Raw genomic sequence first — 24,055 nt, 5'->3', positions numbered from 1 at the left:
AGCATCTACTTGGTGTGACCAGCCCTACTCATCATGGAATCAGCAGGGTGGCGCCGGTCGTACGGCGACCCTCCAGCGCTTCATGCGCCGCGCGCGCCTCCGCCAGCGGGAAGGTCTGGCCGATGTCGATCTTCACCGCGCCCGAGCCCAGGACGGCGAACAGGGCCTCGGCGCTCTCGTCCAGTTCCTCGGTCGTGCCGATGTAGTCGAACAGGCGCGGGCGGGTGACGAACAGCGACTTGCCCGACAGCTCTAGCGGCGCGAAGGCCGGGACCGGACCCGAGGCGTTGCCGAAGGTGACCAGTACACCGCGCTTGGCCAGGCTCTTGAAGCTGGCGTCCCAGGTGTCCTTGCCGACCCCGTCGTAGACAACCGCCACGCCCTTGCCGCCGGTGATCTCGGCGACCCGGGCGGCGACGTCTTCGTGGCCGTAGTCGATGGCGTGGTCCGCACCGAGCTGACGGGCGAGGGCCAGCTTGGCCTCACCGCCGGCGGTGGCGATGACCGTCGCGCCCAAGGCCTTGCACCACTGCACCAGGATTTGGCCGACACCGCCGGCCGCCGCGTGGACCAGGACGAGGTCGCCCTGTTTCACGTGGAAACACCGGCGAACCAGGAACTCGGCGGTCATGCCCTTGAGCAGGACGGCGGCCGCGATCTCCAGGCTGACGCCCTCGGGAACCTTCACCGCGCGCTCGGCCGGGACGACCGCCGCTTCGCTATAGGCGCCCATGGTCCCATTGTAGGCCACGCGGTCACCGATCTGGAACCGGGTGACGCCCTCGCCGATGGCCTCGACTACGCCAGCGGCTTCCAGTCCGATCCCAGAGGGGAGCTTCAGGGGGTACAGGCCTGAGCGGTGATAGGTGTCGATATAGTTCAGCCCAACGGCCTGGTGCCGAACCAGGATCTGGCCGGCTGCCGGGGAGGGGGCGTCCACCTGGACGGCCTCGAGGACCTCGGGCCCGCCGGTGCGGGAAAACTGGATCGCCAGCATCAGCCCAGCGCCTTCTGGAAGAAGGTCAGGCTGCGGCCGTTGGCCTTGGCGGCGTCGGCGGCGTCATAGTGCGCGCCGCCCTCGCGCGCGAAGGCGTGGTCGCGATCGGCGTAGGTGTGAAGCTCGATCTGCGGGTGGTCCTTGAGGGCGGAGAGGATCAGCTGACGGGCTTCCGGCGGGACGAACTGGTCCTTCTCGGCGATGTGCATCAGCAGCGGATGGGTCAGCTTCTCGGCCTCGTTCACGTGCTTCTCGAGACCGACGCCGTAGTAGGAGACGCTGGCGTCGACGTCGGTGCGGGTCGCGGTCAGGAAGGCCAGCAGGCCGCCCAGGCAATAGCCGACCGCCCCGACCTTGCCGTTGACGCCCGACAGCTCGCGCGCGGCCGTGATCGTGGCGGCGATGTCGCCGACGCCGGCGTCCACGTCGAACGCGTTGAACAGTTCGAAGGCGCGCTTCCACTCGGCTTCGGACTGGTCGGTGATGTCGATGCCCGGCTCGATCCGCCAGAACAGGTCGGGCACGATCGCCACATAGCCTTGCGAGGCCAGGCCGTCGGCGATGTCGCGCATCACCTTGTTGACGCCGAAGATCTCCTGGATCACCACGATGGCCGGGGCGTTATCCGCCTCGCTAGCCCCTTGGGGTCGCGCGACATAGGCCGAGAAGTCACCATCGGGCGTGGTGATCGTAAGGGTCTCACTCATCGGGATACTCCGTCCGTAAGGGCCCTCGGCGAGGACCGATGTGACTTTCGACCAAAGCGCTCTAACCTGCGCCGACGGGGCTTGGCCCATAACAATATCGTGCCCTGACCGAAGGGAACCTCCCACATGAAAATGACCATTGAGATCGATTGCACCCCGGTGGAGGCGCGCGCCTTCCTCGGCCTGCCGGACGTCAGCGCTTTGAACGACCATCTGGTCAAAGAGATGCAGAACCGCATGGACGCCAACATGGCCATGCTGGCGCCCGAGGAGCTGATGAAGAACTGGATGGCGTTCGGCACGGGCGCCCAGGAGCAGTTCCGCAAGCTGATGACGGCGGCGGCCGGCGCGGCGGCTGGGAAGCGCGACTAACCCGATGAGCGATACGATCTTCGCCCCGGCCACGGCGGCCGGGCGCGCGGCTGTGGCCGTGGTGCGCGTCTCGGGTCCGGCGACCTTGCGGGTGGTCGAGGCCCTCACGGGGAAACCGCCAAAGGCCCGGATGGCCGCGCTGCGGACCCTGCGCCACGACGGCGTCGATCTGGACGAGGCCCTGGTCCTGCGCTTCGAAGGACCGGCCAGCTATACCGGCGAGGACAGCGCCGAGTTTCACGTGCATGGCGGCCGGGCCGTGGTCGAGGCGCTGCTGGCGGCGCTGTCGGACCTGGGTCTGCGCCTGGCCGAGCCCGGCGAGTTCACCCGCCGCGCCTTCGAGAACGGCAAGTTGGACTTGGCCCAGGCCGAGGGGGTCGCCGACCTGATCGACGCCGAGACCGAGGCCCAGCGTAAGCAGGCCCTCGGCCAGGTCGGCGGGGCGCTGAGCCAGCGTTACGACCGCTGGCGCGATCTGCTGCTTCATTCGCTGGCCATGCTGGAAGCGGCTGTCGACTTCCCTGATGAGGACTTGCCGGAGGAGGTGGCCGAGCGGGCGCGTCCTGCGCTGCGTACTCTGAGCGCCGAGCTCGACGCAGCCCTGGCCGATGTTTCCCGTGGACGCCGCGTACGCGACGGCTTCCGCATCGCCCTGGTTGGCGCGCCGAATGCTGGCAAGAGCACCTTGCTCAATGGCCTCGTCGAGCGCGAGGCGGCGATCGTCACGGACACACCTGGCACTACCCGGGATGTTATTGAGGTCCCGCTGGTGCTCGGCGGCTACAAGGTTCTAATCGCCGATACGGCCGGGATCCGCGAAACGGCCGATGCGATCGAAGCCGAGGGTGTCCGCCGCGCGCGGGCCTGGGCTGAAGAAGCTGACCTAAGGCTTTGGGTCGTCGATGGGTTTCACGTGAAACATACGGTGAAGCTTGAAGAGGCCGTTCGACCTGGCGACTGGCTGGTGCTGAATAAGGCCGACATCGCCGATGCCGACGCGCTGGGTAGGGCCGAGGCGCAGTGGGCGGGTGAGGGGCTTAAGATTCTGCGTCTCTCCGCGAAATCCGAGGCCGGGGTCAGCGATCTGAGGCAGTCGCTTTCGGATCATGTCGCCGACGCGCTGTCTGGCGCCGAGTTCCCGGCGGCGACCCGACTGCGTCACGCTGAGCGTCTGAATGAAGCCCAAGGTTATCTCGTCCGGGCGCTGTCGGAAGTGGGCCTGGAGGTCGAGCTGGCCGCCGAGGATGTTCGTCTCGCCGCCCGCGCCTTGGAGAAGATCACCGGCCGGGTCGATCCGGAGGACGTGCTGGGCCGCGTCTTTTCGACCTTCTGCATCGGCAAGTGATGTTCCACGTGGAACGTCCCCTATATTATCCCCACAGTATCCACTGGGCGCTCACAGCTGGGGTGGGGGTGTTTCACGTGAAACGCCTTTGAGTCACATCGACCGCCTCGCCTGATTGGCGTATATGTCGAGTCCAACGCCCCCGCAGTAGCCTCGGGGGCGTTCGCATTGAGGCGAGTCTTTTGTCCAACTCCTGGGATGTCATTGTCATCGGCGGCGGTCACGCCGGCTGCGAGGCGGCGGCCGCCTCGGCGCGCACGGGCGCGCGCACCCTGCTGCTGACCCACAAGCTTGAGACCATCGGCGAGATGTCCTGCAACCCGGCCATTGGCGGCCTGGGCAAGGGCCATCTGGTCCGTGAGATCGACGCCCTGGATGGCGTCATGGGCCGCATGGCCGACAAGGGCGGCATCCAGTTCCGGATGCTGAACCGCTCCAAGGGCCCGGCCGTCCGCGGCCCGCGCGCCCAGATCGACCGCAAGCTCTATCGCGAGGCGATGCAGGCCGAGCTGGCCGTCACGGCAAACCTCGACATCATCGCCGCCGCCGCCGAGGACCTGATCGTCGAGGACGGTAAGGTGGCTGGCGCCGTCGACGGGGAAGGGCGGTCGTACCAGGCTTCACGTGTAATCCTCACCACCGGCACCTTCCTGAAGGGCGTCATCCATCTGGGCGAGACCCGGATCCCGGCCGGCCGCGTCGGCGACCAGCCGTCGATCGGTTTGGCCGATCGCCTGTACGGTCTCGACTTCCAGATGGGTCGCCTGAAGACCGGTACGCCCGCGCGTCTGGACGGTTCGACCATCGCCTGGGACCGGCTGGAGATGCAGCCCGGCGACGACGAGCCCGTGCCGTTCTCGTTCCTGAACGACAAGATCGACACCCCGCAGATCGCCTGCGGGATCACCTTCACGACCGCCGAGACCCACCAGATCATCGCCGACCGGCTGACTGAGTCGCTGGTCTATGGCGGTCGCGCCACGGGGATCGGGCCGCGCTATTGCCCGTCGATCGAGGACAAGGTCGTCCGCTTCGCCGACAAGACCAGCCACCAGGTGTTTCTGGAGCCGGAAGGCCTGGACGACACCACGGTCTATCCGAACGGCATTTCCACCTCGGTCTCGGAAGAGACCCAGCTGTTGTTCCTGCGCACGATCCCCGGCCTGGAGGCCGTGGAGGTCAAGCGCTACGGCTATGCGATCGAATATGACTATGTCGATCCGCGCGAGCTGTACGCCACGCTGGAGACCAAGCGCCTGCCGGGCCTGTACCTGGCCGGCCAGATCAATGGTACGACCGGCTATGAAGAGGCGGGGGCCCAGGGCTTGGTCGCCGGCCTGAACGCTGCGCTGGCGGTGCAGGGCAGGGAGCCCGCCGTCTTCGCGCGCGACGAGGCCTATATCGGGGTGATGATCGACGACCTGGTCACCCGGGGCGTCACCGAGCCCTATCGGATGTTCACCAGCCGGGCCGAGTTCCGCCTGACCCTGCGTGCCGACAATGCCGACCAGCGCCTGACCGATCGCGGGATCGAACTGGGCGTGGTCAGCGAGCGCCGCGCTACGGCCTGGTCCGAGAAGAAGGCGCGCCTGGCAGCAGCCCGCGCCTTCGCCCGCTCGGTAACCCTGACGCCGAACGAGGCGGTGAAGGCCGGGTTCAAGGTCAACAGCGATGGCGTTCGCCGGGACCTGTTCGCCATGCTGGCCTATCCCGACGTGACCCTCGACAATCTCGGCGCCGTGTGGCCCGAGGTTTTCACGTGGAACACCGACGTCCGCGAGCAGATCGAGATCGAGGCGGCCTATGCCGGCTATCTCGACCGCCAGCGCGCCGACGCCGAGAGCCTGCGCAAGGACGAGGACCTGCGCCTGCCGGCCGATCTCGACTATGCCGACATCGGCAGCCTCTCGAACGAAGTCCGCGAGAAGCTGGCCCGCGTGCGCCCGATGACCCTGGGCCAGGCCGCCCGTATCGAGGGCGTCACCCCTGGGGCGCTGACCGCGCTGCTGGCCCATGTGAGGCGCAGCCGTGCAGCCTGAAGCTTCCCAAAAAGAGATGGGGACGACTGAATCCCCCGCGCTCGACGCATCTGGTTACCAAGCCCTTACCGGCGTCTCCGACGCCCAGATGGCTGACCTGACGCGCTTCCAGGAGCTGCTGGCCGAATGGAACGAGGTCATGAACCTCGTCGGCCCGCTGACCATCGCCACCTACTGGACCCGCCACGCGCTGGACAGCAGCCAACTGCTGGCCCTCGCTCCCGAGGCCAAGACCTGGGCCGACCTCGGCGCTGGCGCCGGTCTGCCCGGGGTCGTGCTGGCCATACTTCTGAAGGGTCAGGACGGGGCCAAGGTTCACCTCGTCGAGAGCATGGCCAAGCGCTGTCGCTTCCTCGAGGTTGCGGTCAAGGCGCTGGATCTGCCCGCCGAGATCCACAACGTCCGGGCCGAAGAGTTGAAGCTGAAGGTCGATGTCGTCACCGCGCGCGCCTGCGCCCCGATGACCAAGCTGCTGGGCTTCGCCGAACCCTATCTGCATCGCGGCGCGACCGGCCTTTTCCTCAAGGGCCAGGATGTCGCCACCGAGCTGACCGAGGCCAAGAAGGTCTGGGCGTTCGGCAGCGATCTGCTCCCCAGCCAAAGCGACCCCCGTGGCCGCATCGTTCAAGTGAAGAGGCTTTCCCGTGTCCGCTAATCCTCTCCGCGTCCTGGCCATCGCCAACCAGAAGGGCGGCGTCGGCAAGACCACGACCGCCATCAACCTGGGCACCGCCCTGGCGGCCTGCGGCGAACGCGTGCTGCTGATCGACGCCGACCCGCAGGGCAACTGCTCTACGGGCCTGGGCATCACCCGCATCCAGCGCCGCACCACGCTCTATGACGTGCTGATGGGCGAGTCGCCGGTGGTGGACGCCGCCGTGAAGACCGAACTGCCCGGCCTGGACGTCATACCGGCTGACGCCGACCTGTCGGGCGTCGAGATCGAACTGGGTCAGACCGCCCGCCGGTCCTACCGCCTGCGCGACGCGCTGGAGAGCATCCGCGCCAACGGCCCCTACACCTATGTGCTGATCGACTGCCCGCCGTCGCTGAACGTGCTGACCGTCAACGCCATGACCGCCGCCGACGCGGTGTTCGTGCCGCTGCAGTGCGAGTTCTTCGCCCTGGAAGGCCTGACTCAGCTGATGCGGACCATCGAGCGCATCCGCGGCAGCCTCAATCCGCGCCTGGAAATCCAGGGCGTGGTGCTGACCATGTACGACCGCCGCAACAGCTTGTCCGAGCAGGTGGCCCGCGACGTCCGGGAATACTTCGGCGACAAGGTCTATGACGCGGTCATCCCGCGTAACGTCCGCGTCTCGGAGGCGCCGTCGTTCGGCAAGCCCGTGCTGCTGTATGACCTGAAGTGCGCCGGCAGCCAGGCCTACCTGAAGCTGGCCCGTGAGGTGATCAGCCGCGAGCGCGATCGCCAGGCCCAGGCGGCCTAAGCACTTTTCCGCATATCGATCCGAACTAGAACGAGAAGAAGATGGAGTCCGTAGTGGCTGAGGCGAGTGGTTCCGAGGGGCGTCGTGGTCTGGGTCGGGGTCTGTCCGCCCTGCTGGGCGAGGTCGAGAACGCGCCGGCCCAGGCGCCGGGCGACAACGCCCCCGGCTCGCGCGAAGCGCCGATCGAGATCCTGAAGCGCAATCCCGACCAGCCGCGCCGCACCTTCCGTGAGGAGGACCTGGAGGACCTGTCCAACTCGATCCGCGAGAAGGGCGTCCTGCAGCCGATCCTGGTGCGTCCCGCGCCCGGTTCGCCCGGCGAATACCAGATCGTCGCCGGCGAACGCCGCTGGCGCGCGGCCCAGCGCGCCGGCCTGCGCAGCGTGCCGATCATGGTCCGCGAGCTGGACGACCTGGCGGTGCTGGAAATCGGCATCATCGAGAACGTCCAGCGCGCCGACCTGAACGTCCTGGAAGAGGCGCTCTCCTACAAGGTGCTGATGGAGAAGTTCGAGCGCACCCAGGAAGCGATCGCCCAGACCATCGGCAAGAGCCGTAGCCACGTCGCCAACACCATGCGCCTGCTGGCCCTACCGGACGAGGTGCAGTCCTACCTGGTCAGCGGCGAGCTGTCGGCCGGTCATGCCCGCGCCATCGCCGCCGCCGCCGACCCGGTGGCCCTGGCCAAGCAGATCATCGACGGCGGCCTGTCGGTTCGCGAAACCGAGGCTCTGGCCCGCAAGGCGCCGTCCTCGTCGCCGGCCAAGAACAAGGGCGGCCGTCCGCCGCGCGTGAAGGATACCGACACCCAGGCGCTTGAAGCCGACCTGTCGTCGGTCCTGGGCCTCGACGTCTCGATCGACCATCGCGGCTCGACCGGAACCCTGACCATCACCTATGCGACGCTCGAGCAGCTCGACGACCTCTGCAACCGGCTGACGCGCGGGGTCTGATCGTCTGCACCTAAAACCGTGCGAATGAGCGGATTTCTGGGGTCTCCAAAATCGCCTCTGTCGCGCACCGAACGGCGCCTTTCCGTACTCCGGGAGGCGCCGTTTTCGTGAGAGGAGGGCGCTCCACAGCGATTTCCGCCGCAAACCCTTCTCGCATAAGGCTTTCTTGAAAGTCGTCCACAGGCGCGCAAAGGGCCGGTTTTCGGGGGTTTTGAGCCCTACAGCCCCAACCGTCGCGCGCGACCCGCGATCATCAGCGCCAGGCGCTCGGCGATCAGCTGGTCGGGGGAGCCGGAGGTCTTGCAGGCGCGGTCGGCGTTGAGGACCTCGCCCTGAATCTCGAGGATCGCTTCCAGGTTCCAGGCGCGGGCCTGGCGCAGGAATTCGCGCTCCTGCTTCCAGAAGACGCCGGAGGCCTTGGCGGCGGCCTGCAGGTCGACGCCGTTCTTGTGCAGGGTCAGGACGCGGCGCAGACGGCCCAGATAGTAGCCGATGGCCCGGACAGCGGCCGGACCGCCTTCGCCCTCGGCGGCGGCGCGGCGGAGGGCTTGCTGGGCGAGACCGGCCTTGCCGCCAAAGGCGTCGGCGGCGGCGTCGCTGAGCGAGGCCTCGGGCTCGACGCCGAGGAAATCCGTCAGGTCGGCGGCGGTGGCGGTGATGCCGCTGCCCGGGCCGAGGTAGAGAGCCAGGCGTTCGATCTCGGCGCGGGCCACGCCGCGCTCCTTGGGCAGGCGCGAGACGAAGAGGTCCAGGGCCTCGCCGTTCAGGCTGACCTTGTCATTGGCCAGGGTGTCGCGGGCCAGGCGGGCCAGGTCGCCGGCTTCGTCCTCGTAGCAGGGGATGACGGCGCAGCCATTGGCCTTCTCGCCAACCTTGCGCAGCTGGGACTCGCGGCCCAGGGCCCCGGCCTCGACCAGGAAGAAGGCGTCGGGGTTCAGCTGGCCCTCGACATGGCGGGTCAGGGCCTCGGCGGCCTGCTTGTCGGGACCGGCCTTCTCGCCGTTCAGGCGCAGTCGCACCAGGCGGCGGCCGCCCATCAGCGACATGGCCGACAGCTCGTCCTCCAGCTTGGCCGGATCGGCGTCCAGGTCGCCGTCGGTCAGCATGGCGGTGTCGAAGGGATCGTCCGGGCGCTCGACCACGCGCTTGGCCAGGGCGTTGGCGCGATCGCGCACCACGCCCCGGTCCTTGCCGTAGAGGACCACGGCCCGGATGTCCGGGGTCGGCTCCCGCAGGAAGCGTTCGACGTCCGGACGCTTGGAGAGGATCATTGTCGGACTAGGCCACCGGCTTCTTCTTGCCGGCCGCCAGCCAGGTGGCCAGTTCGAGCTGGATCTTGCGCGCGGCTTCCGCCGCCGCCCGTTCCTGGCCGTCGTTCTGGGCCGCGATGGCCGCGTAGGGCTGGTCGGCCGAGTCGTAGGTCACCGACACCTCGGTCTTGCCCTTGGTGGCCTCGGCGCCGTTCTTGGCGTCCAGCAGGCGCCAGTCGACGCTCATCCGCAGTTCGTAGCGGTTGGCGACGTTGTCGAGGCGCACGCCGCGGGCAAAGCGGATTTCCTTGACCGAGAAGTACAGCTTGTAGGCGCTGGGATCGCCCTGCTTGTGGCCCAGATAGTCGTCCAGCTGCTCGCGCAGCAGGTAACCGCCCCGGCCCTCGTCGGGGATGGTCTCGATGCTGGAGAGGCCGCCCTCGACGCCCGGACGGCCATACAGCGGCGTGAAGCCGGCGCAGGCCGAGAGGGCGAGGGTGGAGAGGGCCAGTACGCCGGCGAGCAGGGTGCGTTTCATCGATCTCAGTTCGCGACGATGTTGACGATGCGGTCCTTGACCACGATCACCTTGCGGACCGTGACGCCCTCAAGGTGGGCCAGGACGTTGGGATCCGCCAGAGCGATTTTCTCGACCTCGGCTTCGGGCGCGCCGGCCTTGACCTTGATCTCGCCGCGACGCTTGCCGTTGATCTGGATCGGCAGGACGCGCTCGTCGTCCGCGGCCAGGGCCGGGTCGGCCTTGGGCCAGGGCGCGTTGACGACCATGCCTTCGCCGCCGATCGAGGCCCAGGCCTCCTCGGCCAGGTGGGGCGTGAACGGGGCGACCAGGCGCGCCAGGATGTTCAGGGCTTCCTTGCGGGCCGCCAGCACGCCTTGCGACGCGCCCTCGGCCGGTGCGGCCTTCAGGGCGTTCAGGAACTCGTACAGGCGCGCCACGCCGCTGTTGAAGCGGAAGCCCTCGATGCTGTCGGTGACGAAGCCGATCAGCTTGTGAGCCGACTTGCGCAGGGTCACGGCGGCTTCGTCCGCCGCGTCATGGGCGAAGTCGCCGGCCGGCTGGCTGTCGAACTCGTTCCACAGGCGGTGGGTGAAGCGCCACGAGCCTTCGACGCCCGAATTGGTCCACTGGACGTCACGCTCGGGCGGGCTGTCGCTCATGACGAACAGGCGGGCGCTGTCGACGCCGTAGGCCTCGAAGATGTCCTCGGGGGCGACGACGTTCTTCTTGGACTTCGACATCTTCTCGATGTCGCCGATGATGATCGGCGCGCCGGTCTTGGCGTGCACGGCCGAGCGGGTGTTGCCCTCGACGGTGATGCGGATGTCCGACGGCTCGACCCACTCACCGGCCTCGTTCTTGTAGGCCTCGTGGGTGACCATGCCTTGCGTGAACAGGCCCGCGAACGGCTCCTCGACCGACAACAGGTTCTCGTCCTTCAGGGCGCGGGTGATGAAGCGCGCGTACAGCAGGTGCAGGATCGCGTGCTCGACGCCGCCGATATACTGGTCGACGGCCATCCAGTAGTCGGCTGCTTCCTTGCCGACCGGCTCGTCGGCGGTCGGGTCGGCGAAGCGGGCGAAGTACCAGCTGGAGTCGATGAACGTATCCAGCGTGTCGGTCTCACGCTCGGCCTTGCCGCCGCACGACGGGCAGCTGGTGTGACGCCAGGTCGGATGGCGCAGCAGCGGATTGCCCGGCTTGTCGAAGGTGACGTCGTCGGGCAGGGCGACCGGCAGCTGGTCTTCCGGCACCGGCACGACGCCGCAGGCCTCGCAGTGGATGACCGGGATCGGGCAGCCCCAGTAGCGCTGGCGCGAGACGCCCCAGTCGCGCAGGCGATAGACGGTCGCGCCCTGGCCCTGGCCGGCCGCTTCGATGCGGGCCACGGCCTCGGCCTTGGCGGCCTCGATGTCCAGGCCGTCCAGGAATTCCGAATTGTAGATCTTGCCGGGGCCGACATAGGCCTCCTTGCCGACCGTGAAGGTCGCGGCGTCCTCGCCGTTCGGCAGCACCACCGGCAGCACCGGCAGGTCGTACTTGCGGGCGAAGTCCAGGTCGCGCTGGTCGTGGGCCGGGCAGGCGAAGATCGCGCCGGTGCCGTAGTCCATCAGGATGAAGTTGGCGATCCAGACGGGCAGGGTGATCGACGGGTCCAGCGGGTGCTGAACGCGCAGGCCGGTGTCGTAGCCCAGCTTTTCCGCGCTCTCGATCTCGGCTTCCGAGGTGCCGCCCTTGCGGCAGTCGGCGATGAACTGCTGGACCTCGGGGTTCTCGATACCCAGACGTTCGGCCAGAGGATGCTCGGGCGCGATGCCGACGAAGCTGGCGCCGAACAGGGTGTCGGGACGGGTGGTGTAGACCTCCAGCCCGTCGGCCATGCCATCGGGGGCCTCACCCTCGAAGGCGAACTTGAAGCGCAGGCCCTTGCTGCGGCCGATCCAGTTCTCCTGCATCAGGCGAACCTTGTCGGGCCAGCGGTCCAGGGTCTTCAGGCCTTCGATCAGGTCGTCGGCATATTGGGTGATGCGCAGGAACCACTGGGTCAGCTTGCGCTTCTCCACGGTCGCGCCCGAGCGCCAGCCCTTGCCGTCGATGACCTGCTCGTTGGCCAGAACGGTCATGTCGACCGGGTCCCAGTTGACCGAGGCTTCCTTGCGATAGACCAGGCCGGACTTCAGCAGGCGCAGGAACCAGGCCTGCTGCTTGCCGTAATATTCCGGGTCGCAGGTGGCGAACTCGCGCGACCAGTCGACCGAAATGCCCAGCGATTTCAGCTGCTCGCGCATGGCGGCGATGTTGTCGTAGGTCCAGCCCTTGGGGTGGACGCCGCGCTCCATGGCCGCGTTCTCCGCGGGCATGCCGAAGGCGTCCCAGCCCATCGGGTGCAGGACGTTGAAGCCCTGGGCGCGCTTGTAGCGGGCCACGACGTCGCCCATGGCGTAGTTGCGCACGTGGCCCATGTGGATGCGGCCCGACGGATACGGGAACATCTCGAGCACGTAGTATTTCGGACGGCCGTCGTTGATCTCGCCGGTCTTGAAGACGTCGGCCTTCGCCCAGGCTTCACGCCACTTGGGCTCGGTGTCTTTGGGATTGTAGCGGGCCATCGGAAACCAGGTGTCTAGATGCAGGAACGCGCCCCGAAGGCGACCGCATCAACGATAAGCGGTTTCGCGGCCGGAGCGCGCAGAGAAATAGGAAGTCTGAAGGGTTCTCGCCGGTCTCAGCGAGAACCCTCCGAAGGGCCTTAGCCCTTGATGTTCGAAAGTCGAAGCTGACGCGCGCGGGTCAGGATCGCGTTTTCCAGGTCGGTGGCGGTCTGGTCGGCGACCGGAGCATCGACCCAGGCGCCGTTGACGTCCTTGGACTGCTTGAACACCGTGACATTCAGGCCGTCGGCGCGCAGGCGGGTGTCCAGGATGTAGACCGTGGCCTTGAAGCGCTCGGCCGGGGTTTCCGGGTTCACGTACCAGTCGGTGATGATCACGCCGCCGTACGGGTCGGCCGAGGCCAGCGGCATGAAGGCCAGGGTGTCCAGGCTGGCGCGCCACAGATAGCCGTTGACGCCGATCGAACCTTCCGAGGTCGGAGCCTTATTGCCACGGCCGAAGCGCTTGAACGGGTTCAGGCCCGGCTCGTCGCTTTGGGTGGTGAACGTCTTCGGGGGCTTGTTGCTGGCGCATGCGGTCATGCCCAGCATCGACAGAGCCAGGACGCCTGCGGCGACGCCGCGCATCACGGACCCACGTTCAAACGCCATAGTACCTCGCTCCAAATATCTTTCGGGCGCTAGCGCGCACCCTGGCGCGCCCCCGCGGCCGGGAGCCGGTCTATAGCATGGCTGCGCCGCCTCAAAACAGGAATCGCGTGACCTCGTCGCAACAGGACTCGATTGAATCGCCCATTTTGGCGTGGGGTGCGACCTAAGCGAGGTTGACCGCGTTCCGGTCCAGCCTTTAATCGCAATGTAAGGGGCTCGTGCCTATATGGAACGAGTGGGGACAACTGAGTATAGGCGGCGAGTGGTGATGACCGCGACGCGTTTCTTTTTGGCGGGGACTGCCGCGCTGATCCTGACGGGATCGGCGTCGATGGCGTTCGCCCAGGCCAAGCCGCATGCCGTCACGCCTGATTTCTCGGTCAAGAATGACTTCACCAGCGCCGCCGCCGGCGTCCAATATCCGCAGGATGACAAGCGCACCCTGCGTTGGGACGCCAAGAAGGGCCGCTGGGGCCTGAAGCTGGACCTCGACCAGCCTTCGAGCCGCGAAATGGAAATGCAGGACGTCCAGGCCGGCGCCTATTTCAAGGTGACCCCGTCGATCCGCGTCGGCGGCGCCGTCAGCCTGGGTGAATCCAACCCGGCCCTGGCCGCCCGCAAGGCCCAGCAGCCCGACCCGGCCCCGCGCGTCCGCCTCGAGACCGCTTTCAAGTTCTAATCTTCGGCCAGCGCCTCTACGGCCGCTATCCCGATGATGCCGCTGCCTTCCAGCAGCGAGACCGTGCGCGCGCGTATGCCACCCAGCGCGTAGACCGGCAGTGCGGTCGCTCCCACCAAGCTTTTCAAGCCGTCCACGCCCAAAGGCTCGCCGCCCGACGGGCTGTTGCTGGGGAAGACCGGCGAGATCACGACGGCGTCGGCCTGCGCGTGCTCGGCGGCCTTGAGGGCGGCGAAATCGTGGGCCGCGACGGTGATCAGCCAGCGGTCGTGCTCTGCGCGCAGGCGAGGGATTTCGGCCGAAAGCCGTTGGGGCATGTGCAGGCCGTCGGCGTTGATGTCGTCGGCCAAGCGGCGATCGGCCCCGACCAGCAGCAGCAGGCCACGTTCGGTGGCGATCGTCCGCAGACGGAAGCCACGCTCGACCGCGTCCTCGGTGTCGAAGGCCCGATAGACGACGCCCGCGCCGGCCGGCAGGCGTTCGGCGACGGCCTCGGGGTTCGGGACGCGCTGCGGATCGGTGAAGAACAGCAGGCCGGGCAGGGTCCGGCCGCGCGCGGTCCTTGGCGGAAAGGCGCTGGCCGCACTAGACAGGGCCTGCAATTCGCTCACGTCCCCGTCCAAGGCGTCCCTCAATGTCGCAAGCCCTCGCCGAAATCCAAGCCCGTATCGCCGCCGCCGAGCTGCGCGCCGGGCGTCCGGCGGGCGCGGTGACCCTGGTGGCGGTGTCCAAGACCCAGCCCTGGGAGCATATCGCGCCCGTGCTGGACGCGGGACAGAAAGTATATGGCGAGAACCGCGTGCAGGAGGCGATGGAGCGTTGGGGCCCGCGCCGCGAGGGTCTGGAGCTGCGTCTGATCGGCCCGCTGCAGACCAACAAGGCCCGCGAGGCCGTGGCCTTCTTCGACGTCATCGAGACGCTGGATCGCGAGAAGCTGGCCCGCGTGCTGGCCGAGGAGGTCCAGCGAGCCGGCAAGGCCCCGCGCCTCTACGTCCAGGTCAATATTGGCGAAGAGGACCAGAAGGCCGGGATCGCCCCCGCCGAAGCCGACGCCTTCATCGCCGCCTGCCGGGAGACCTATGGCCTGACGGTAGAGGGCCTGATGTGCATCCCGCCCGTCGACGCCGATCCCGCTCCGCACTTCGCGGCCTTGCGGGCCATCGCCGAGCGCAACGGCGTCGAGAAGCTGTCGATGGGCATGAGCGACGATTTCGAAGTGGCGATCGCGCAGGGCGCGACCTCGGTGCGGGTGGGTTCGGCGCTGTTCGGCAGCCGCCACTACACCTAGTCGGCCACGATCTCGACCGCGTCGCCGGGCTGGGCGATCGCCAGAAGCGCTTCCAGGTCAGGCCGCGCCAGGGCCACGCAGCCCTCGGTGCCCGGATAACCCTCCCGCGCCAGGTGCATGAAGATCGCCGAGCCCATGCCGGGCACGGGCGGGCGGTCGTTGTGGCCCAGGATCACCACCAGGTCGTAGACGTTGTCGTCGCGCCACATCCGCTCGGCGCTGGCCGGATAGGGCAGCAGGACGGGGCGGTTGTAGTTCGGATCGCTCGGGGCGTCGCACCAGCCGTCGTCGGGCCGGGTGGCGTGAAGGGGCAGGGCGGTCTTCGGGCCACCCTTGTAGACATCCGGCCGGTACCAGACCTCGCGCATCACCCAGGTCCCGGTCGGGCTCTTGTTGTCGCCCTCGCGCTTGTCGGCGGCGGCGATCGCGCCGGCCTTGCCGATCGCGCAGCGCAGGATCTGTCCGTTCAACTCGAAACGGCCGTCGGCATGGGCTCGGAACAGCATCTATTGTCTACTCCCGGACTTAAGGTCCCGCTCGGGGTTGTCCCCGAGGGCCGCAGCGGTGCATGTTCCGCCTCATGGCGCAACGCAAGACGCTTCTGCTGATCGATGACGACGAGGACCTGCGCGGCGCTTTGGCCGAGCAGCTGGCCTTGCACGAGGAATTCGCCGTGGCCGAGGCCTCGACCGCCGGCGAGGGCGTGAAGATGTCGCGCGAGGTCAAGCCGGACCTGATCCTGCTGGACGTCGACCTGCCCGACATGGACGGCCGCGAGGCCTGCCGCCTGATGCGCAAGAACGGGGTCACGGCTCCGGTGATCATGCTGACGGCCGCCGCCAGCGACAGCGACACCATCCTGGGCCTGGAGTCCGGGGCCAACGACTACGTCACCAAGCCCTTCCGCTTCGGCGTGCTGCTGGCCCGCATCCGCGCCCAGCTGCGCAGCTACGAGGCCTCGGAAGACGCGCTGTTCCGCATCGGTCCGTACGAATTCCGCCCGTCCGCCAAGCTGCTGGTCGACGAGAAGCAGAAGAAGGTGCGGCTGACCGAGAAGGAAACCAACATCCTCAAGTACCTCTACCGCGCCGGTTCCAAGCCCGTGTCGCGCGAGGAGCTGCTGACCGAGGTCTGGGGCTACAACGCCGGTGTCACCACCCACACGCTGGAAACCCACGTCTACCGCCTGCGCCAGAAGATCGAGCCCGATCCGGCCGTGGCGCGGATCCTGATCACCGAGATGGGCGGGTATCGGCTGCAGCCGTAACGAAAAAGGCCCGGTCAGCGATGACCGGGCCTTCTTACTTTCGGGGATCGGCTAAACGCTTAGGCGTTGCCGACCACGCCGCCGGCTTCGGCCTGGGCCTTGCGCGCGGCGTAGACGCCGGCGAAGTCGATCGGGTCGATCAGGAAGGGCGGGAAGCCGCCTTCGGCCGAGACGTCCGAGATCAGGCGACGGGCGTACGGGAACAGGAAGCGCGGGCACTCGATCAGCAGCACCGGCTCCAGATCGGCTTCCGGCACGCCCTCGATGTGGAACAGGCCGCCGTACACGACTTCGATGTGGAACACGGCTTGCTCGTCGCGCAGGGCGCGGGCCGACAGCTTCAGGTCCACTTCGAACAGGCCGTCCGGACGACCGCGGGCGTTCATCTCGACGCCCATGTCGATCTGCGGCTGGGCCGCGCCGGCGCGCAGGCTGTCGGGAGCCAGCGGGTTTTCGAACGAGAAGTCGCGCACGAATTGCGCCAGGATACGGATGCCCGATTGCGCGGCGGCGTTGTCGTCCGAAGTCGCCTGAGGGGCGGTGGTGTCGGTCATTAGGATAAAATCCGTAATCGGCGTCTAAAACGCCTAAGAAAGGTGGGGCGCTGCTACCATGAGGGTTAGTCTGGCGCAACGCCAGGCGCCTGACGCGAGAGCCCGTCTAGCCTATATAGACACCCAGGAGCCTGTTTCCACAGGCTCCCGTCTTAAGTTGGAGTGTGGCGGGCGCCGAAACCGCACACACTTTCGGCTGCCACACTCCCCTGGGCCCCAAGCCCGTTGCCGGACCTTGAAGTGCTCCAGATCCTGTTCCTTGCCGCGGTCGCCGCCGTTGTCCTGTATCAACTGTACGCCACCCTTGGGCGTCGCACGGGACGTCAGCCCGAGGACGTGGTGACGGCCCAGCCCGGCGCCGCGCCGGTTCCGGCGGAGACGCACCCGATCCTGCGCACCGAAGGCCTGGCGGCCTTGAAGTCCAAGCAACCGGACTTCGATCCGACCAAGTTCCTGGCCGGCGCCCGCTCGGCCTATGAGCAGATCGTCAAGGCCTATGCCGAAGGCGACCGCGAGACGCTGAAGCCCCTGCTGGCCCAGGACGTGATGGACAATTTCGAGCAGGCCATGGCCGCGCGCGAAGCCGCGGGCCGCAGCGAGAAGGTCGAGTTCATGACCCCGCCGCGCCTGGACCTGGAGAAGATCGACGTGGTCGGCGACCTGGCCAAGGCCGTGGTGCGGATCCTGGCCGAGGTGCGCACCCGCACCAAGGACGAGCGCGGCGAAGGCGTCGACGATCGTCGCACGGCCGAGCTCTGGACCTTCGAGCGCGAGGTCAAGAGCGCCAACCCCAACTGGCGCCTGGCGTTCGTCGCCGCCGCCGAGGCGTAGATGTCGCGAGTCCGCGGCATCCCGACCGCCCTGGCCCCTCTGGCTCTGGCGGCCCTGCTGCTGAGCGCCTGCGCCAGCACGACGATGGCCCCCGCGCCGCCGCCGGTCGCGACCGCTCCGACGCCGCCGGCGACCAATATCCCACCGCCGCCTTCGACCCGACCGGCGACGGCGTTGTCGTTCTCCAGCCTGAACGGCTGGGCGGACGAGGACCATCTGGCGGCTCTGAGCGCCTTCCGCGCCGGCTGCGGCGTCGCCAAGGACGCGGCCATGGCTCGCGTTTGCAGCCTGGCCAAGTCGATGACGATCCAGGATCGGGAGAGCGCCCGCGCCTTCCTGGAAGCCAATTTCCGCGTCGAGCCCATCGGTGACGAGGGCCTGCTGACCGCCTATTTCGCCCCGCAGTACGAGGCGCGGATGTCGCGCAACGCCGAGTTCACCGTTCCGCTGCGCGGCCTGCCGGCCGACCTGGTGGTGCTGGACCTGGGCGCGTTCGAGCCCGGCTTCGTCGGCAAGAAGATCACCGGCCACGTCGAAGGCCCGACCTTCGTGCCCTATCCCGACCGCGCCGAGATCGAGGCGACCCCCACCGACAAGCCGCTGGCCTGGATGCGGCCGGAAGAGCTGTTCTTCCTGCAGATCCAGGGTTCGGGCGTGCTCGTCCTGCCCGACGGTCGCCGGGTGCGGGCGGTGTTCGCCGGGACGAACGGCCGACCGTTCGTGGGCGTCGCCAACGCCATGCGCGACAAGGGCCTGCTGCCCGACAACAACACCTCCGGCGACGCCATCCGGACCTGGCTGGCCGACCATCGCGGGCCCGAGGCCGACGCGATCATGCAGCTGAACCCGCGCTACGTGTTCTTCAAGACGCTGCCCGATGACGGCAAGGAGCCCGTCGGTTCGGCCGGCGTGCCGCTGCCGCCCGGCCGGGCCATCGCCATCGACCCCAGCCGCCACGGCATGGGCGAGCTCTACTGGCTGGACGCCGCCGCGCCGAAGCTGGCGGGCGCCTTCCCGGCCTATCGCCGCCTGGCCGTGACCCTGGACACCGGCGGGGCGATCAAGGGCGACGTGCGGGCCGACCTCTATATGGGCACCGGGACCGCCGCCGGGGCCGAGGCCGGCCGCGTGCGCCACGCCCTGCGCCTCTACCGGCTTGTTCCCCAGTAGGATGGCGAAGAAGCCGCCGCCATCCCAAGAGAAAAAGGGGCCCGAGGACGATCGCCGCCTCTGGAAGCTCGTCGCCTCGACGGTCATGCCGCGCGCGCCGCAAAAGCCCGAAAAGATGCGGTCCAAGGCCCGGATCCGGCCCTCGCTGAAGGCTGATACGGCCCTGCCCGCCGACCCACCGACGCGCCTGGTCTCGATCGCCCCGTTGCGCGTGAGTCCCGAGGAGCTGAAGCCGGCGCCGGCCAAGACCCTGAAATACGCGCCCGACCGCATCGAGCCCAACCGCAAGCGCCGCATCGTCAAGGCCCACGACCCGATCGGCGCGCGCCTGGACATGCACGGCCTCGACCAGGACCAGGCCCGCGCGACCCTGGAGGGCTTCATCCGCCGCGCCTATGACGACGGCCACCGCGCGGTGCTGGTGATCACCGGCAAGGGCCGGATCGGCCATGGCGTGCTGAAGCAGCGGACCCCGGAATGGCTGGCGGGCCCGGCCGTGCGCGAGATGATCGCCGGGGTCTCGACCGCCGACCAGCGGCACGGCGGCGAGGGCGCGCTCTACGTGGCCCTCAAGCGCAAGGCCTGAAAGCGCCACGATCCACGCGCAAAGCTTGGCCGGAGCTGCGGAGGCGCGCATGGATATCGAGATCGGGGCCGAAGCCAAGGACAAGAGCCTGAATCAGAAGGTCGCCATCACCGTCGTGGCGCTGTCGATCTTCATGGGCGTGTCGGGCATCAAGGACGGCAACATCACCCAGGCCATGCAGCAGGCGCAGTCCGACAGCGTCGACGCCTGGAACGAGTACCAGGCCACCAAGACCAAGCTTCACATCGACGAGACGGCGCTGAACCAGGTGCGTCTGATGGCCGGTGATCAGCGCGCGGCAGTCCAGGCCGAGGCCCTGCGGCTGGAGACCGAGATCGCCAAGTACAAGGCCGAAGCGCCGGCCCTGAAGGCCAAGGCCGAGGGGTTCTCCGGCCAATACGACGCGCTCAACGTCCATGACGACCAGTTCGACGCCTCCGACGCCCTGATCTCGATCGCCGTATCGATCGCGGCGGTGGCGGCGCTGGTCGAGATCCCGGCGGCGCTGTGGGCGGCCTGGGGGTTCGGGGCGCTGGGCGTGGTGATGGGTCTGGCCGGCTTCCTGGGCTGGAGCCTGCACTCGGCCTTCCTCAGCAAGCTGCTGGGTTAGCTTTTCCGCGAGGCCTTTTCGGCGATGCCGGACGTGCCTTCGCGGGCTTCCAGCTTCTCGGCGACGGCGTCCAGCGAGACGCCCGAGGCGGCCATCAGGGCCAGCCAGTGATAGAGCAGGTCGGCGCTTTCGGCGGCCAGGGCGTCGGGGCCCTGGGCGACAGCGGCGATCACGGTCTCGACGGCTTCCTCGCCCAGCTTCTTGGCGGCCAGGGCCGGGTCGTTCAGCAGCTTGACGGTGTAGGACGCGGTGGGATCACCGCCCTTGCGGCTTTCGATCGTGGCGGCCAGACGGTCGAGGACGTCGGTAAGGCGGCTCATGCGGCGCTCCGGTCCAGGCGCACGGGGATGCCGGCGTCGGCCATGGCCTGCTTGGCCTCGCCGATGCTGATCTCGCCGAAGTGGAAGATCGAGGCGGCCAGCACGGCGGCGGCATGGCCTTCGCGGGCGGCCTCGACCAGGTGTTCGGTCTTGCCCGCGCCGCCCGAGGCGATCACCGGCACGTTCACCGCGCCCGTCACGGCCTTCAGCAACGGAATGTCGTAGCCGATCTTGGCCCCGTCGCGGTCCATCGAGGTCAGCAGGATCTCGCCCGCGCCGCGCTCGACCACCTTGGCGGCCCAGTCGACGACGTCCAGGCCGGTGTCCTTGCGGCCGCCATAGGTCCAGACGTTCCAGCCCGAGCCGTCCTCGCGCAGCTTGGCGTCGATGGCCACGACCACGCACTGAGCCCCGAAGGCGTCGGCGCCGGCGGCGATCAGGTCGGGGTTCTCGACCGCGGCGGTGTTGGTCGAGACCTTGTCGGCCCCGGCCAGCAGCAGCCGGCGCATGTCCGACACTTGTCGGACGCCGCCGCCCACCGAGACGGGCATGAAGCAGACCTCGGCGGTGCGCGAAATGACGTCCAGGATCAGGCCGCGGCCTTCGCTGGAGGCGGTGATGTCCAGGAACATCAGCTCGTCGGCGCCGGCGGCGTCATAGGCCCGCGCCTGCTCCACCGGATCGCCGGCGTCGCGCAGGGCCACGAAATTGACCCCCTTGACCACCCGCCCGTCCTTCACGTCGAGGCAGGGAATGATCCGGGTCTTCAGCATCAGACCGCCGCCGCGATCAGGGCTTCGGACGGCTTGATCGTGCCGGCATAGAGCGAGCGGCCCAGGATGGCGCCGGCGATCTCGACGCCCTTGCGGGCCTTGAGGCGTTCGATGTCGGCCACGGCGGCCACGCCGCCCGAGGCGATGACCGGGATCGAGACGGCGTCGGCCAGCTCGCCCACGCCTTCCACGTTGACGCCGGTCAGGGCGCCGTCGCGGCTGATGTCGGTGATGATCAGGGCGGCGACGCCGGCGTCCTCGAAGCGACGCGACAGGTCGATGGCCGACAGGTCCGACAGGCCGGTCCAGCCGTCGATGGCGACCTTGCCGTCGCGGACGTCGACGGCCACGGCGATCTGCTCGGGCCACAGGCGGGCGGCCTTCTTGACCAGTTCGGGATCGTGCACGGCCACGGTGCCCAGGATCACGCGCGACACGCCCGCCTCGATCCAGGCCTCGACGCCCTCCAGGGTGCGGATGCCGCCGCCCAGCTGCACGGGGATGGAGATCGACTCCAGGATCTGTTCGACGGCGGCGGTGTTGACCGACTTGCCCTCGATGGCGCCGTTCAGGTCGACGACGTGCAGCCACGAGAAGCCGTCCTTGACGAAGCGCTGGGCCTGGTCGGCGGGCGAGTTGTTGAAGACCGTGGCCTTCTCCATGTCGCCGTGCAGCAGGCGCACGCACTGGCCGTCCTTCAGGTCGATGGCGGGATAGAGGATCATGGGCGCCATTCCAGGAAGTTGGCGAGCAGGGCGAGCCCTGCGGCTTGTGACTTTTCAGGGTGAAACTGTAGGCCCGCGACATTGCCCTTGGCCACCGCCGCGACGAACGGGCCGCCATGGTCTGTGGTGGCCACGACGTCGGCCGGATCGGCCGCGTTCAGGGCGAACGAGTTGGCGTAGTACATGTGGGCGCCGTCCTCGATGCCTGAGAACAGGGCGTGAGGGCGGGCGAATTGGATGGCGTTCCAGCCCATGTGCGGGATGGTCAGCGACGGATCGGTCGGCTCGAGCTTCTTCACCTGGCCGGCGATCCAGTCGAGGCCCGGCGTGACGCCGAACTCCAGGCCTTCGGTGGCCAGCAGCTGGTGGCCGACGCAGATGCCCATGAAGGGCTGGCCACGACCGTGCACGGCTTCGTTCATCGCCTCGTAGACGCCGGTCGCGTCCAGGCCCGCGCGGCACGAGGCGAAGGCCCCGACGCCGGGCAGGAAGACGCGATCGGCCTTGGCGACAAGGTCGGGATCGGCGGTGACGACGATGTCGGCGTCGAGCGCGCGGCGGCGGGCCGCCTCACGCAGGGCCTTCTCGGCCGAACGCAGGTTGCCCGACCCGTAGTCGATCAGGGCGACGGTCTGCATGGAGTATCCTTACAGCACGCCCTTGGTGGACGGCGCCTGGCCGCCGGTCTTCGGGTCGATCTCGACCGCCTGACGCAGCGCCCGGGCCAGGGCCTTGAAGCCGCTTTCGGCCACATGGTGGGTGTTGTCGCCGTACAGCGTTTCCAGATGGACGCACGCCCCGACGTTCATGGCGAACGCGTGGTGGAACTCCTTGAAGAGCTCGGTGTCCATCTCGCCGACCTTGGGCCGCTTGAAGTCGACCTTCCAGATCAGGTACGGCCGGTTGGACAGGTCGATGGCGCAACGCGTCAGGGCCTCGTCCATCGGGATATAGGCGTGGCCAAAGCGCCGGATGCCCTTGAAGCCATCCAGCGCCTTGTTGATCGCCAGGCCCAGTACGATGCCGGTGTCCTCGACCGTGTGGTGCATGTCGATATGCAGGTCGCCCTTGGTCTCGACCTTGAGGTCGAAGCCGCCGTGGCGCGCGAAGCTCTCCAGCATATGGTCGTAGAAACCGATGCCGGTGGAGATCGTCGAGACGCCGGTCCCGTCGAGATCGATCCAGACCCGGATCTGGGTCTCCTTCGTCTCGCGGACCACTTCAGCGGTGCGGGCCATGAGTGTCCTTACAGTCCGTTCTTCTCGGCCAGCTCGCGCAGGGAAACCTGCGGGCGCGGACCGTAGTGGTCGATGACCTCGGCGGCGGCCAGGCTGCCCAGCTGGCCGCAGACCGGCAGCGGGCGGCCCTGCGACAGGCCGAAGAGGAAACCTGCGGCGTATTGGTCGCCCGCGCCGGTCGTGTCCACGACTTTTTCCACGGGATAGGCCGAGATTTCGTGAAGGCTCGCGCCGGCGGCGATCACCGAGCCCTTTTCACCGCGGGTGACCGCGGCGATCTCGCAGCGCGCGGCCAGGGCCTGCACGGCGGCGTCGAAATCGGTGGTCTCGAACAGCGAGCAGACCTCGGCTTCGTTGGCGAAGACGATGTCGCACTGGGTCTCGATGAAGCCCAGCAGGGCCGAGCGATGGCGATCGACCATGAAGCTGTCGCTCAGCGTCATGGAGATCTTGCGGCCGGCGCCGTGGGCCAGGGCTGCGGCCTTGGCGAAGGCGCGGCGAGCTTCCGGCGGGTCGAACAGGTAGCCCTCGAGATACGAGTACTTGGCCGCCTCGATGATCTCGGGATCGACGTCGGCGCTGGTCAGCTCGACGCAGGCGCCCAGATAGGTCGACATGGTGCGCTGGGCGTCGGGGGTGACGTTGATCAGGCACTGGGCGGTCGCGGGGCCTTCGGCCAGCGACGGCGTGGTGAAGGTGCAGCCGATGGCCTTCATGTCATGACGGAACACGCGGCCCAGCTGGTCGTCGGCGACCTTGCCGATATAGGCGGCGCGGCCGCCGAAGCTGGCGATGCCGGCCATGCTGTTGGCGACGCTGCCGCCCGAAGCCTCGATGCCCGCGGCCATGGCGTCATACAGGCTGGCCGCGCGCGCGGTGTCGATCAGGGCCATCGAGCCTTTGGCCATGCCTTCCTTGGCGATGAAGGCGTCGTCGCACTGGGCGATGACATCGACGATGGCGTTGCCGATGCCGGCGACGTCGTAAAGCGCGGTCATGAAGCGGGACAAACCTTTGAAAGAACGGGGCGAGACGCCGAAAACACTTGGCGATTAAAGGAAGTGGGGCCTCAAGGCAACGCGAGGCTTGCTCCATCGATCGCGACATCTTAGCTGCGGGGC

28 protein-coding genes are annotated in these 24,055 nt (G+C 68.1%); 13 read left to right on the top strand and 15 right to left on the bottom strand.

Annotated elements, in window-relative coordinates; genetic code table 11:
- Positions 1–31: 31 nt before the first annotated feature.
- On the bottom strand, positions 32–997 hold the full coding sequence (locus tag AC07YH_RS11280; protein WP_494747075.1) for a quinone oxidoreductase family protein: 966 nt from the start codon (positions 995–997) through the stop codon (positions 32–34).
- Positions 997–1,704 (bottom strand): dienelactone hydrolase family protein, encoded by a 708-nt coding sequence (locus tag AC07YH_RS11275; protein WP_494747074.1) that lies wholly within the window; start codon positions 1,702–1,704, stop codon positions 997–999. The genes AC07YH_RS11280 and AC07YH_RS11275 overlap by 1 nt, the downstream gene beginning before the upstream one ends.
- 126 nt (positions 1,705–1,830) lie before the next feature.
- Between AC07YH_RS11275 and AC07YH_RS11270 the strand changes: the two genes are divergently transcribed.
- The 6 genes from AC07YH_RS11270 to AC07YH_RS11245 all read left to right on the top strand — a co-directional run bounded on the left by AC07YH_RS11270 (position 1,831) and on the right by AC07YH_RS11245 (position 7,861).
- A complete protein-coding gene (locus AC07YH_RS11270; protein ID WP_494620026.1) occupies positions 1,831–2,076 on the top strand; it encodes a DUF6489 family protein in 246 nt (81 codons plus the stop codon).
- Positions 2,077–2,080: 4 nt separating this feature from the next.
- Positions 2,081–3,421 (top strand): tRNA uridine-5-carboxymethylaminomethyl(34) synthesis GTPase MnmE, encoded by a 1,341-nt coding sequence (gene mnmE, locus AC07YH_RS11265; RefSeq protein WP_494747073.1) that lies wholly within the window; start codon positions 2,081–2,083, stop codon positions 3,419–3,421.
- Between the two features lie 182 nt (positions 3,422–3,603).
- Positions 3,604–5,460, top strand: coding sequence for a tRNA uridine-5-carboxymethylaminomethyl(34) synthesis enzyme MnmG (gene mnmG, locus AC07YH_RS11260; protein WP_494747072.1), 1,857 nt, complete (start codon positions 3,604–3,606; stop codon positions 5,458–5,460).
- A gap of 16 nt (positions 5,461–5,476) precedes the next feature.
- On the top strand, positions 5,477–6,115 hold the full coding sequence (gene rsmG, locus AC07YH_RS11255) for a 16S rRNA (guanine(527)-N(7))-methyltransferase RsmG (protein WP_494747071.1): 639 nt from the start codon (positions 5,477–5,479) through the stop codon (positions 6,113–6,115).
- Positions 6,105–6,908: a ParA family protein gene (locus AC07YH_RS11250; RefSeq protein ID WP_494747070.1), complete on the top strand. Its 804-nt coding sequence runs from the start codon at positions 6,105–6,107 to the stop codon at positions 6,906–6,908. Before rsmG ends, AC07YH_RS11250 begins: the two co-directional genes overlap by 11 nt.
- 41 nt (positions 6,909–6,949) lie before the next feature.
- Positions 6,950–7,861: a ParB/RepB/Spo0J family partition protein gene (locus tag AC07YH_RS11245; RefSeq protein WP_494747069.1), complete on the top strand. Its 912-nt coding sequence runs from the start codon at positions 6,950–6,952 to the stop codon at positions 7,859–7,861.
- Between the two features lie 218 nt (positions 7,862–8,079).
- On the opposite strand, the gene holA is transcribed toward AC07YH_RS11245, so the two are convergent.
- From holA to AC07YH_RS11225, 4 genes are all read right to left on the bottom strand, one after another.
- Positions 8,080–9,132, bottom strand: a complete 1,053-nt coding sequence (gene holA, locus AC07YH_RS11240) for a DNA polymerase III subunit delta (protein ID WP_494747068.1) — start codon at positions 9,130–9,132, stop codon at positions 8,080–8,082.
- Positions 9,133–9,139: 7 nt separating this feature from the next.
- Positions 9,140–9,649 (bottom strand): LPS assembly lipoprotein LptE, encoded by a 510-nt coding sequence (gene lptE / locus AC07YH_RS11235; RefSeq protein WP_494747067.1) that lies wholly within the window; start codon positions 9,647–9,649, stop codon positions 9,140–9,142.
- 5 nt (positions 9,650–9,654) lie between these two features.
- Positions 9,655–12,240, bottom strand: a complete 2,586-nt coding sequence (gene leuS / locus AC07YH_RS11230; RefSeq protein ID WP_494747066.1) for a leucine--tRNA ligase — start codon at positions 12,238–12,240, stop codon at positions 9,655–9,657.
- 140 nt (positions 12,241–12,380) lie between these two features.
- Positions 12,381–12,908: a DUF3576 domain-containing protein gene (locus AC07YH_RS11225; RefSeq protein WP_494747065.1), complete on the bottom strand. Its 528-nt coding sequence runs from the start codon at positions 12,906–12,908 to the stop codon at positions 12,381–12,383.
- A gap of 253 nt (positions 12,909–13,161) precedes the next feature.
- Here AC07YH_RS11225 and AC07YH_RS11220 point away from each other — a divergent pair, with 253 nt between their 5' ends.
- Positions 13,162–13,572 carry an NtrZ family periplasmic regulatory protein gene (locus tag AC07YH_RS11220; RefSeq protein WP_199743570.1) on the top strand — a complete coding sequence of 137 codons (411 nt, stop codon included), beginning with the start codon at positions 13,162–13,164 and terminating at the stop codon, positions 13,570–13,572.
- On the opposite strand, the gene AC07YH_RS11215 is transcribed toward AC07YH_RS11220, so the two are convergent.
- Positions 13,569–14,174 carry a thiamine phosphate synthase gene (locus tag AC07YH_RS11215; RefSeq protein WP_494747106.1) on the bottom strand — a complete coding sequence of 202 codons (606 nt, stop codon included), beginning with the start codon at positions 14,172–14,174 and terminating at the stop codon, positions 13,569–13,571. The two genes, AC07YH_RS11220 and AC07YH_RS11215, sit on opposite strands and share 4 nt — an antisense overlap.
- Before the next feature lie 32 nt (positions 14,175–14,206).
- Between AC07YH_RS11215 and AC07YH_RS11210 the strand changes: the two genes are divergently transcribed.
- On the top strand, positions 14,207–14,860 hold the full coding sequence (locus AC07YH_RS11210) for a YggS family pyridoxal phosphate-dependent enzyme (RefSeq protein WP_494747064.1): 654 nt from the start codon (positions 14,207–14,209) through the stop codon (positions 14,858–14,860).
- Here the strand turns inward: AC07YH_RS11210 and AC07YH_RS11205 are convergent.
- The gene (locus AC07YH_RS11205; protein ID WP_494747063.1) at positions 14,857–15,366 is read right to left on the bottom strand and encodes a L,D-transpeptidase family protein; all 510 of its coding nucleotides are present in this window, start codon (positions 15,364–15,366) and stop codon (positions 14,857–14,859) included. The genes AC07YH_RS11210 and AC07YH_RS11205 overlap by 4 nt on opposite strands.
- A gap of 74 nt (positions 15,367–15,440) precedes the next feature.
- Here AC07YH_RS11205 and AC07YH_RS11200 point away from each other — a divergent pair, with 74 nt between their 5' ends.
- Positions 15,441–16,127 (top strand): response regulator transcription factor, encoded by a 687-nt coding sequence (locus AC07YH_RS11200; protein ID WP_494747105.1) that lies wholly within the window; start codon positions 15,441–15,443, stop codon positions 16,125–16,127.
- 59 nt (positions 16,128–16,186) lie between these two features.
- Here the strand turns inward: AC07YH_RS11200 and secB are convergent, their stop codons facing one another.
- Positions 16,187–16,681 (bottom strand): protein-export chaperone SecB, encoded by a 495-nt coding sequence (gene secB, locus AC07YH_RS11195; RefSeq protein WP_494747062.1) that lies wholly within the window; start codon positions 16,679–16,681, stop codon positions 16,187–16,189.
- Positions 16,682–16,906: 225 nt separating this feature from the next.
- Between secB and timA the strand changes: the two genes are divergently transcribed.
- The 4 genes from timA to AC07YH_RS11175 are packed head-to-tail and all read left to right on the top strand — an operon-like array spanning position 16,907 to position 19,878.
- The gene (timA, locus tag AC07YH_RS11190; protein ID WP_494747061.1) at positions 16,907–17,512 is read left to right on the top strand and encodes a TIM44-related membrane protein TimA; all 606 of its coding nucleotides are present in this window, start codon (positions 16,907–16,909) and stop codon (positions 17,510–17,512) included.
- Positions 17,513–18,682 (top strand): murein transglycosylase A, encoded by a 1,170-nt coding sequence (gene mltA / locus AC07YH_RS11185; RefSeq protein WP_494747060.1) that lies wholly within the window; start codon positions 17,513–17,515, stop codon positions 18,680–18,682.
- A 1-nt stretch (position 18,683) separates the two neighbouring features.
- Entirely contained in the window at positions 18,684–19,268 is a 585-nt protein-coding gene (locus AC07YH_RS11180) for a Smr/MutS family protein (protein ID WP_494747059.1), read from the top strand.
- A 49-nt stretch (positions 19,269–19,317) separates the two neighbouring features.
- Positions 19,318–19,878 carry a DUF4337 domain-containing protein gene (locus AC07YH_RS11175; RefSeq protein WP_494747058.1) on the top strand — a complete coding sequence of 187 codons (561 nt, stop codon included), beginning with the start codon at positions 19,318–19,320 and terminating at the stop codon, positions 19,876–19,878.
- Here the strand turns inward: AC07YH_RS11175 and AC07YH_RS11170 are convergent.
- The 6 genes from AC07YH_RS11170 to AC07YH_RS11145 are packed head-to-tail and all read right to left on the bottom strand — an operon-like array spanning position 19,875 to position 23,932.
- Positions 19,875–20,198 carry a phosphoribosyl-ATP diphosphatase gene (locus AC07YH_RS11170; RefSeq protein ID WP_494747057.1) on the bottom strand — a complete coding sequence of 108 codons (324 nt, stop codon included), beginning with the start codon at positions 20,196–20,198 and terminating at the stop codon, positions 19,875–19,877. The genes AC07YH_RS11175 and AC07YH_RS11170 overlap by 4 nt on opposite strands.
- Positions 20,195–20,971: an imidazole glycerol phosphate synthase subunit HisF gene (hisF, locus tag AC07YH_RS11165; protein ID WP_494620065.1), complete on the bottom strand. Its 777-nt coding sequence runs from the start codon at positions 20,969–20,971 to the stop codon at positions 20,195–20,197. The genes AC07YH_RS11170 and hisF overlap by 4 nt, the downstream gene beginning before the upstream one ends.
- Positions 20,971–21,705 carry a 1-(5-phosphoribosyl)-5-[(5-phosphoribosylamino)methylideneamino]imidazole-4-carboxamide isomerase gene (hisA, locus tag AC07YH_RS11160; RefSeq protein ID WP_494626320.1) on the bottom strand — a complete coding sequence of 245 codons (735 nt, stop codon included), beginning with the start codon at positions 21,703–21,705 and terminating at the stop codon, positions 20,971–20,973. Before hisA ends, hisF begins: the two co-directional genes overlap by 1 nt.
- Complete coding sequence (gene hisH / locus AC07YH_RS11155) at positions 21,693–22,334, bottom strand: imidazole glycerol phosphate synthase subunit HisH (protein WP_494747056.1); 642 nt, start codon at positions 22,332–22,334, stop codon at positions 21,693–21,695. The genes hisA and hisH overlap by 13 nt, the downstream gene beginning before the upstream one ends.
- A gap of 9 nt (positions 22,335–22,343) precedes the next feature.
- On the bottom strand, positions 22,344–22,934 hold the full coding sequence (gene hisB / locus AC07YH_RS11150) for an imidazoleglycerol-phosphate dehydratase HisB (RefSeq protein ID WP_494646084.1): 591 nt from the start codon (positions 22,932–22,934) through the stop codon (positions 22,344–22,346).
- A gap of 8 nt (positions 22,935–22,942) precedes the next feature.
- A complete protein-coding gene (locus AC07YH_RS11145) occupies positions 22,943–23,932 on the bottom strand; it encodes an adenosine kinase (protein ID WP_494747055.1) in 990 nt (329 codons plus the stop codon).
- Positions 23,933–24,055: the final 123 nt, after the last annotated feature.

The organism is Caulobacter sp. GW456-12-1-14-TSB4, assembly GCF_059424195.1.
Note: the sequence above shows the minus strand (reverse complement) of the source record. Positions and strands in the feature narration are given on the sequence as shown.

What these genes read in the sequence shown, in the direction of transcription:
- AC07YH_RS11280 (WP_494747075.1), bottom strand. Translation starts at nt 997, where the DNA reads ATGCTGGCGATCCAGTTTTCCCGCACCGGCGGGCCCGAGGTCCTCGAG.
- AC07YH_RS11275 (WP_494747074.1), bottom strand. Translation starts at nt 1,704, where the DNA reads ATGAGTGAGACCCTTACGATCACCACGCCCGATGGTGACTTCTCGGCC.
- AC07YH_RS11270 (WP_494620026.1), top strand. Translation starts at nt 1,831, where the DNA reads ATGAAAATGACCATTGAGATCGATTGCACCCCGGTGGAGGCGCGCGCC.
- mnmE (WP_494747073.1), top strand. Translation starts at nt 2,081, where the DNA reads ATGAGCGATACGATCTTCGCCCCGGCCACGGCGGCCGGGCGCGCGGCT.
- rsmG (WP_494747071.1), top strand. Translation starts at nt 5,477, where the DNA reads ATGGGGACGACTGAATCCCCCGCGCTCGACGCATCTGGTTACCAAGCC.
- AC07YH_RS11245 (WP_494747069.1), top strand. Translation starts at nt 6,950, where the DNA reads ATGGAGTCCGTAGTGGCTGAGGCGAGTGGTTCCGAGGGGCGTCGTGGT.
- holA (WP_494747068.1), bottom strand. Translation starts at nt 9,132, where the DNA reads ATGATCCTCTCCAAGCGTCCGGACGTCGAACGCTTCCTGCGGGAGCCG.
- lptE (WP_494747067.1), bottom strand. Translation starts at nt 9,649, where the DNA reads ATGAAACGCACCCTGCTCGCCGGCGTACTGGCCCTCTCCACCCTCGCC.
- leuS (WP_494747066.1), bottom strand. Translation starts at nt 12,240, where the DNA reads ATGGCCCGCTACAATCCCAAAGACACCGAGCCCAAGTGGCGTGAAGCC.
- AC07YH_RS11220 (WP_199743570.1), top strand. Translation starts at nt 13,162, where the DNA reads ATGACCGCGACGCGTTTCTTTTTGGCGGGGACTGCCGCGCTGATCCTG.
- AC07YH_RS11210 (WP_494747064.1), top strand. Translation starts at nt 14,207, where the DNA reads ATGTCGCAAGCCCTCGCCGAAATCCAAGCCCGTATCGCCGCCGCCGAG.
- AC07YH_RS11205 (WP_494747063.1), bottom strand. Translation starts at nt 15,366, where the DNA reads ATGCTGTTCCGAGCCCATGCCGACGGCCGTTTCGAGTTGAACGGACAG.
- AC07YH_RS11200 (WP_494747105.1), top strand. Translation starts at nt 15,441, where the DNA reads ATGGCGCAACGCAAGACGCTTCTGCTGATCGATGACGACGAGGACCTG.
- secB (WP_494747062.1), bottom strand. Translation starts at nt 16,681, where the DNA reads ATGACCGACACCACCGCCCCTCAGGCGACTTCGGACGACAACGCCGCC.
- mltA (WP_494747060.1), top strand. Translation starts at nt 17,513, where the DNA reads ATGTCGCGAGTCCGCGGCATCCCGACCGCCCTGGCCCCTCTGGCTCTG.
- AC07YH_RS11180 (WP_494747059.1), top strand. Translation starts at nt 18,684, where the DNA reads ATGGCGAAGAAGCCGCCGCCATCCCAAGAGAAAAAGGGGCCCGAGGAC.
- AC07YH_RS11175 (WP_494747058.1), top strand. Translation starts at nt 19,318, where the DNA reads ATGGATATCGAGATCGGGGCCGAAGCCAAGGACAAGAGCCTGAATCAG.
- AC07YH_RS11170 (WP_494747057.1), bottom strand. Translation starts at nt 20,198, where the DNA reads ATGAGCCGCCTTACCGACGTCCTCGACCGTCTGGCCGCCACGATCGAA.
- hisF (WP_494620065.1), bottom strand. Translation starts at nt 20,971, where the DNA reads ATGCTGAAGACCCGGATCATTCCCTGCCTCGACGTGAAGGACGGGCGG.
- hisA (WP_494626320.1), bottom strand. Translation starts at nt 21,705, where the DNA reads ATGGCGCCCATGATCCTCTATCCCGCCATCGACCTGAAGGACGGCCAG.
- hisH (WP_494747056.1), bottom strand. Translation starts at nt 22,334, where the DNA reads ATGCAGACCGTCGCCCTGATCGACTACGGGTCGGGCAACCTGCGTTCG.
- hisB (WP_494646084.1), bottom strand. Translation starts at nt 22,934, where the DNA reads ATGGCCCGCACCGCTGAAGTGGTCCGCGAGACGAAGGAGACCCAGATC.
- AC07YH_RS11145 (WP_494747055.1), bottom strand. Translation starts at nt 23,932, where the DNA reads ATGACCGCGCTTTACGACGTCGCCGGCATCGGCAACGCCATCGTCGAT.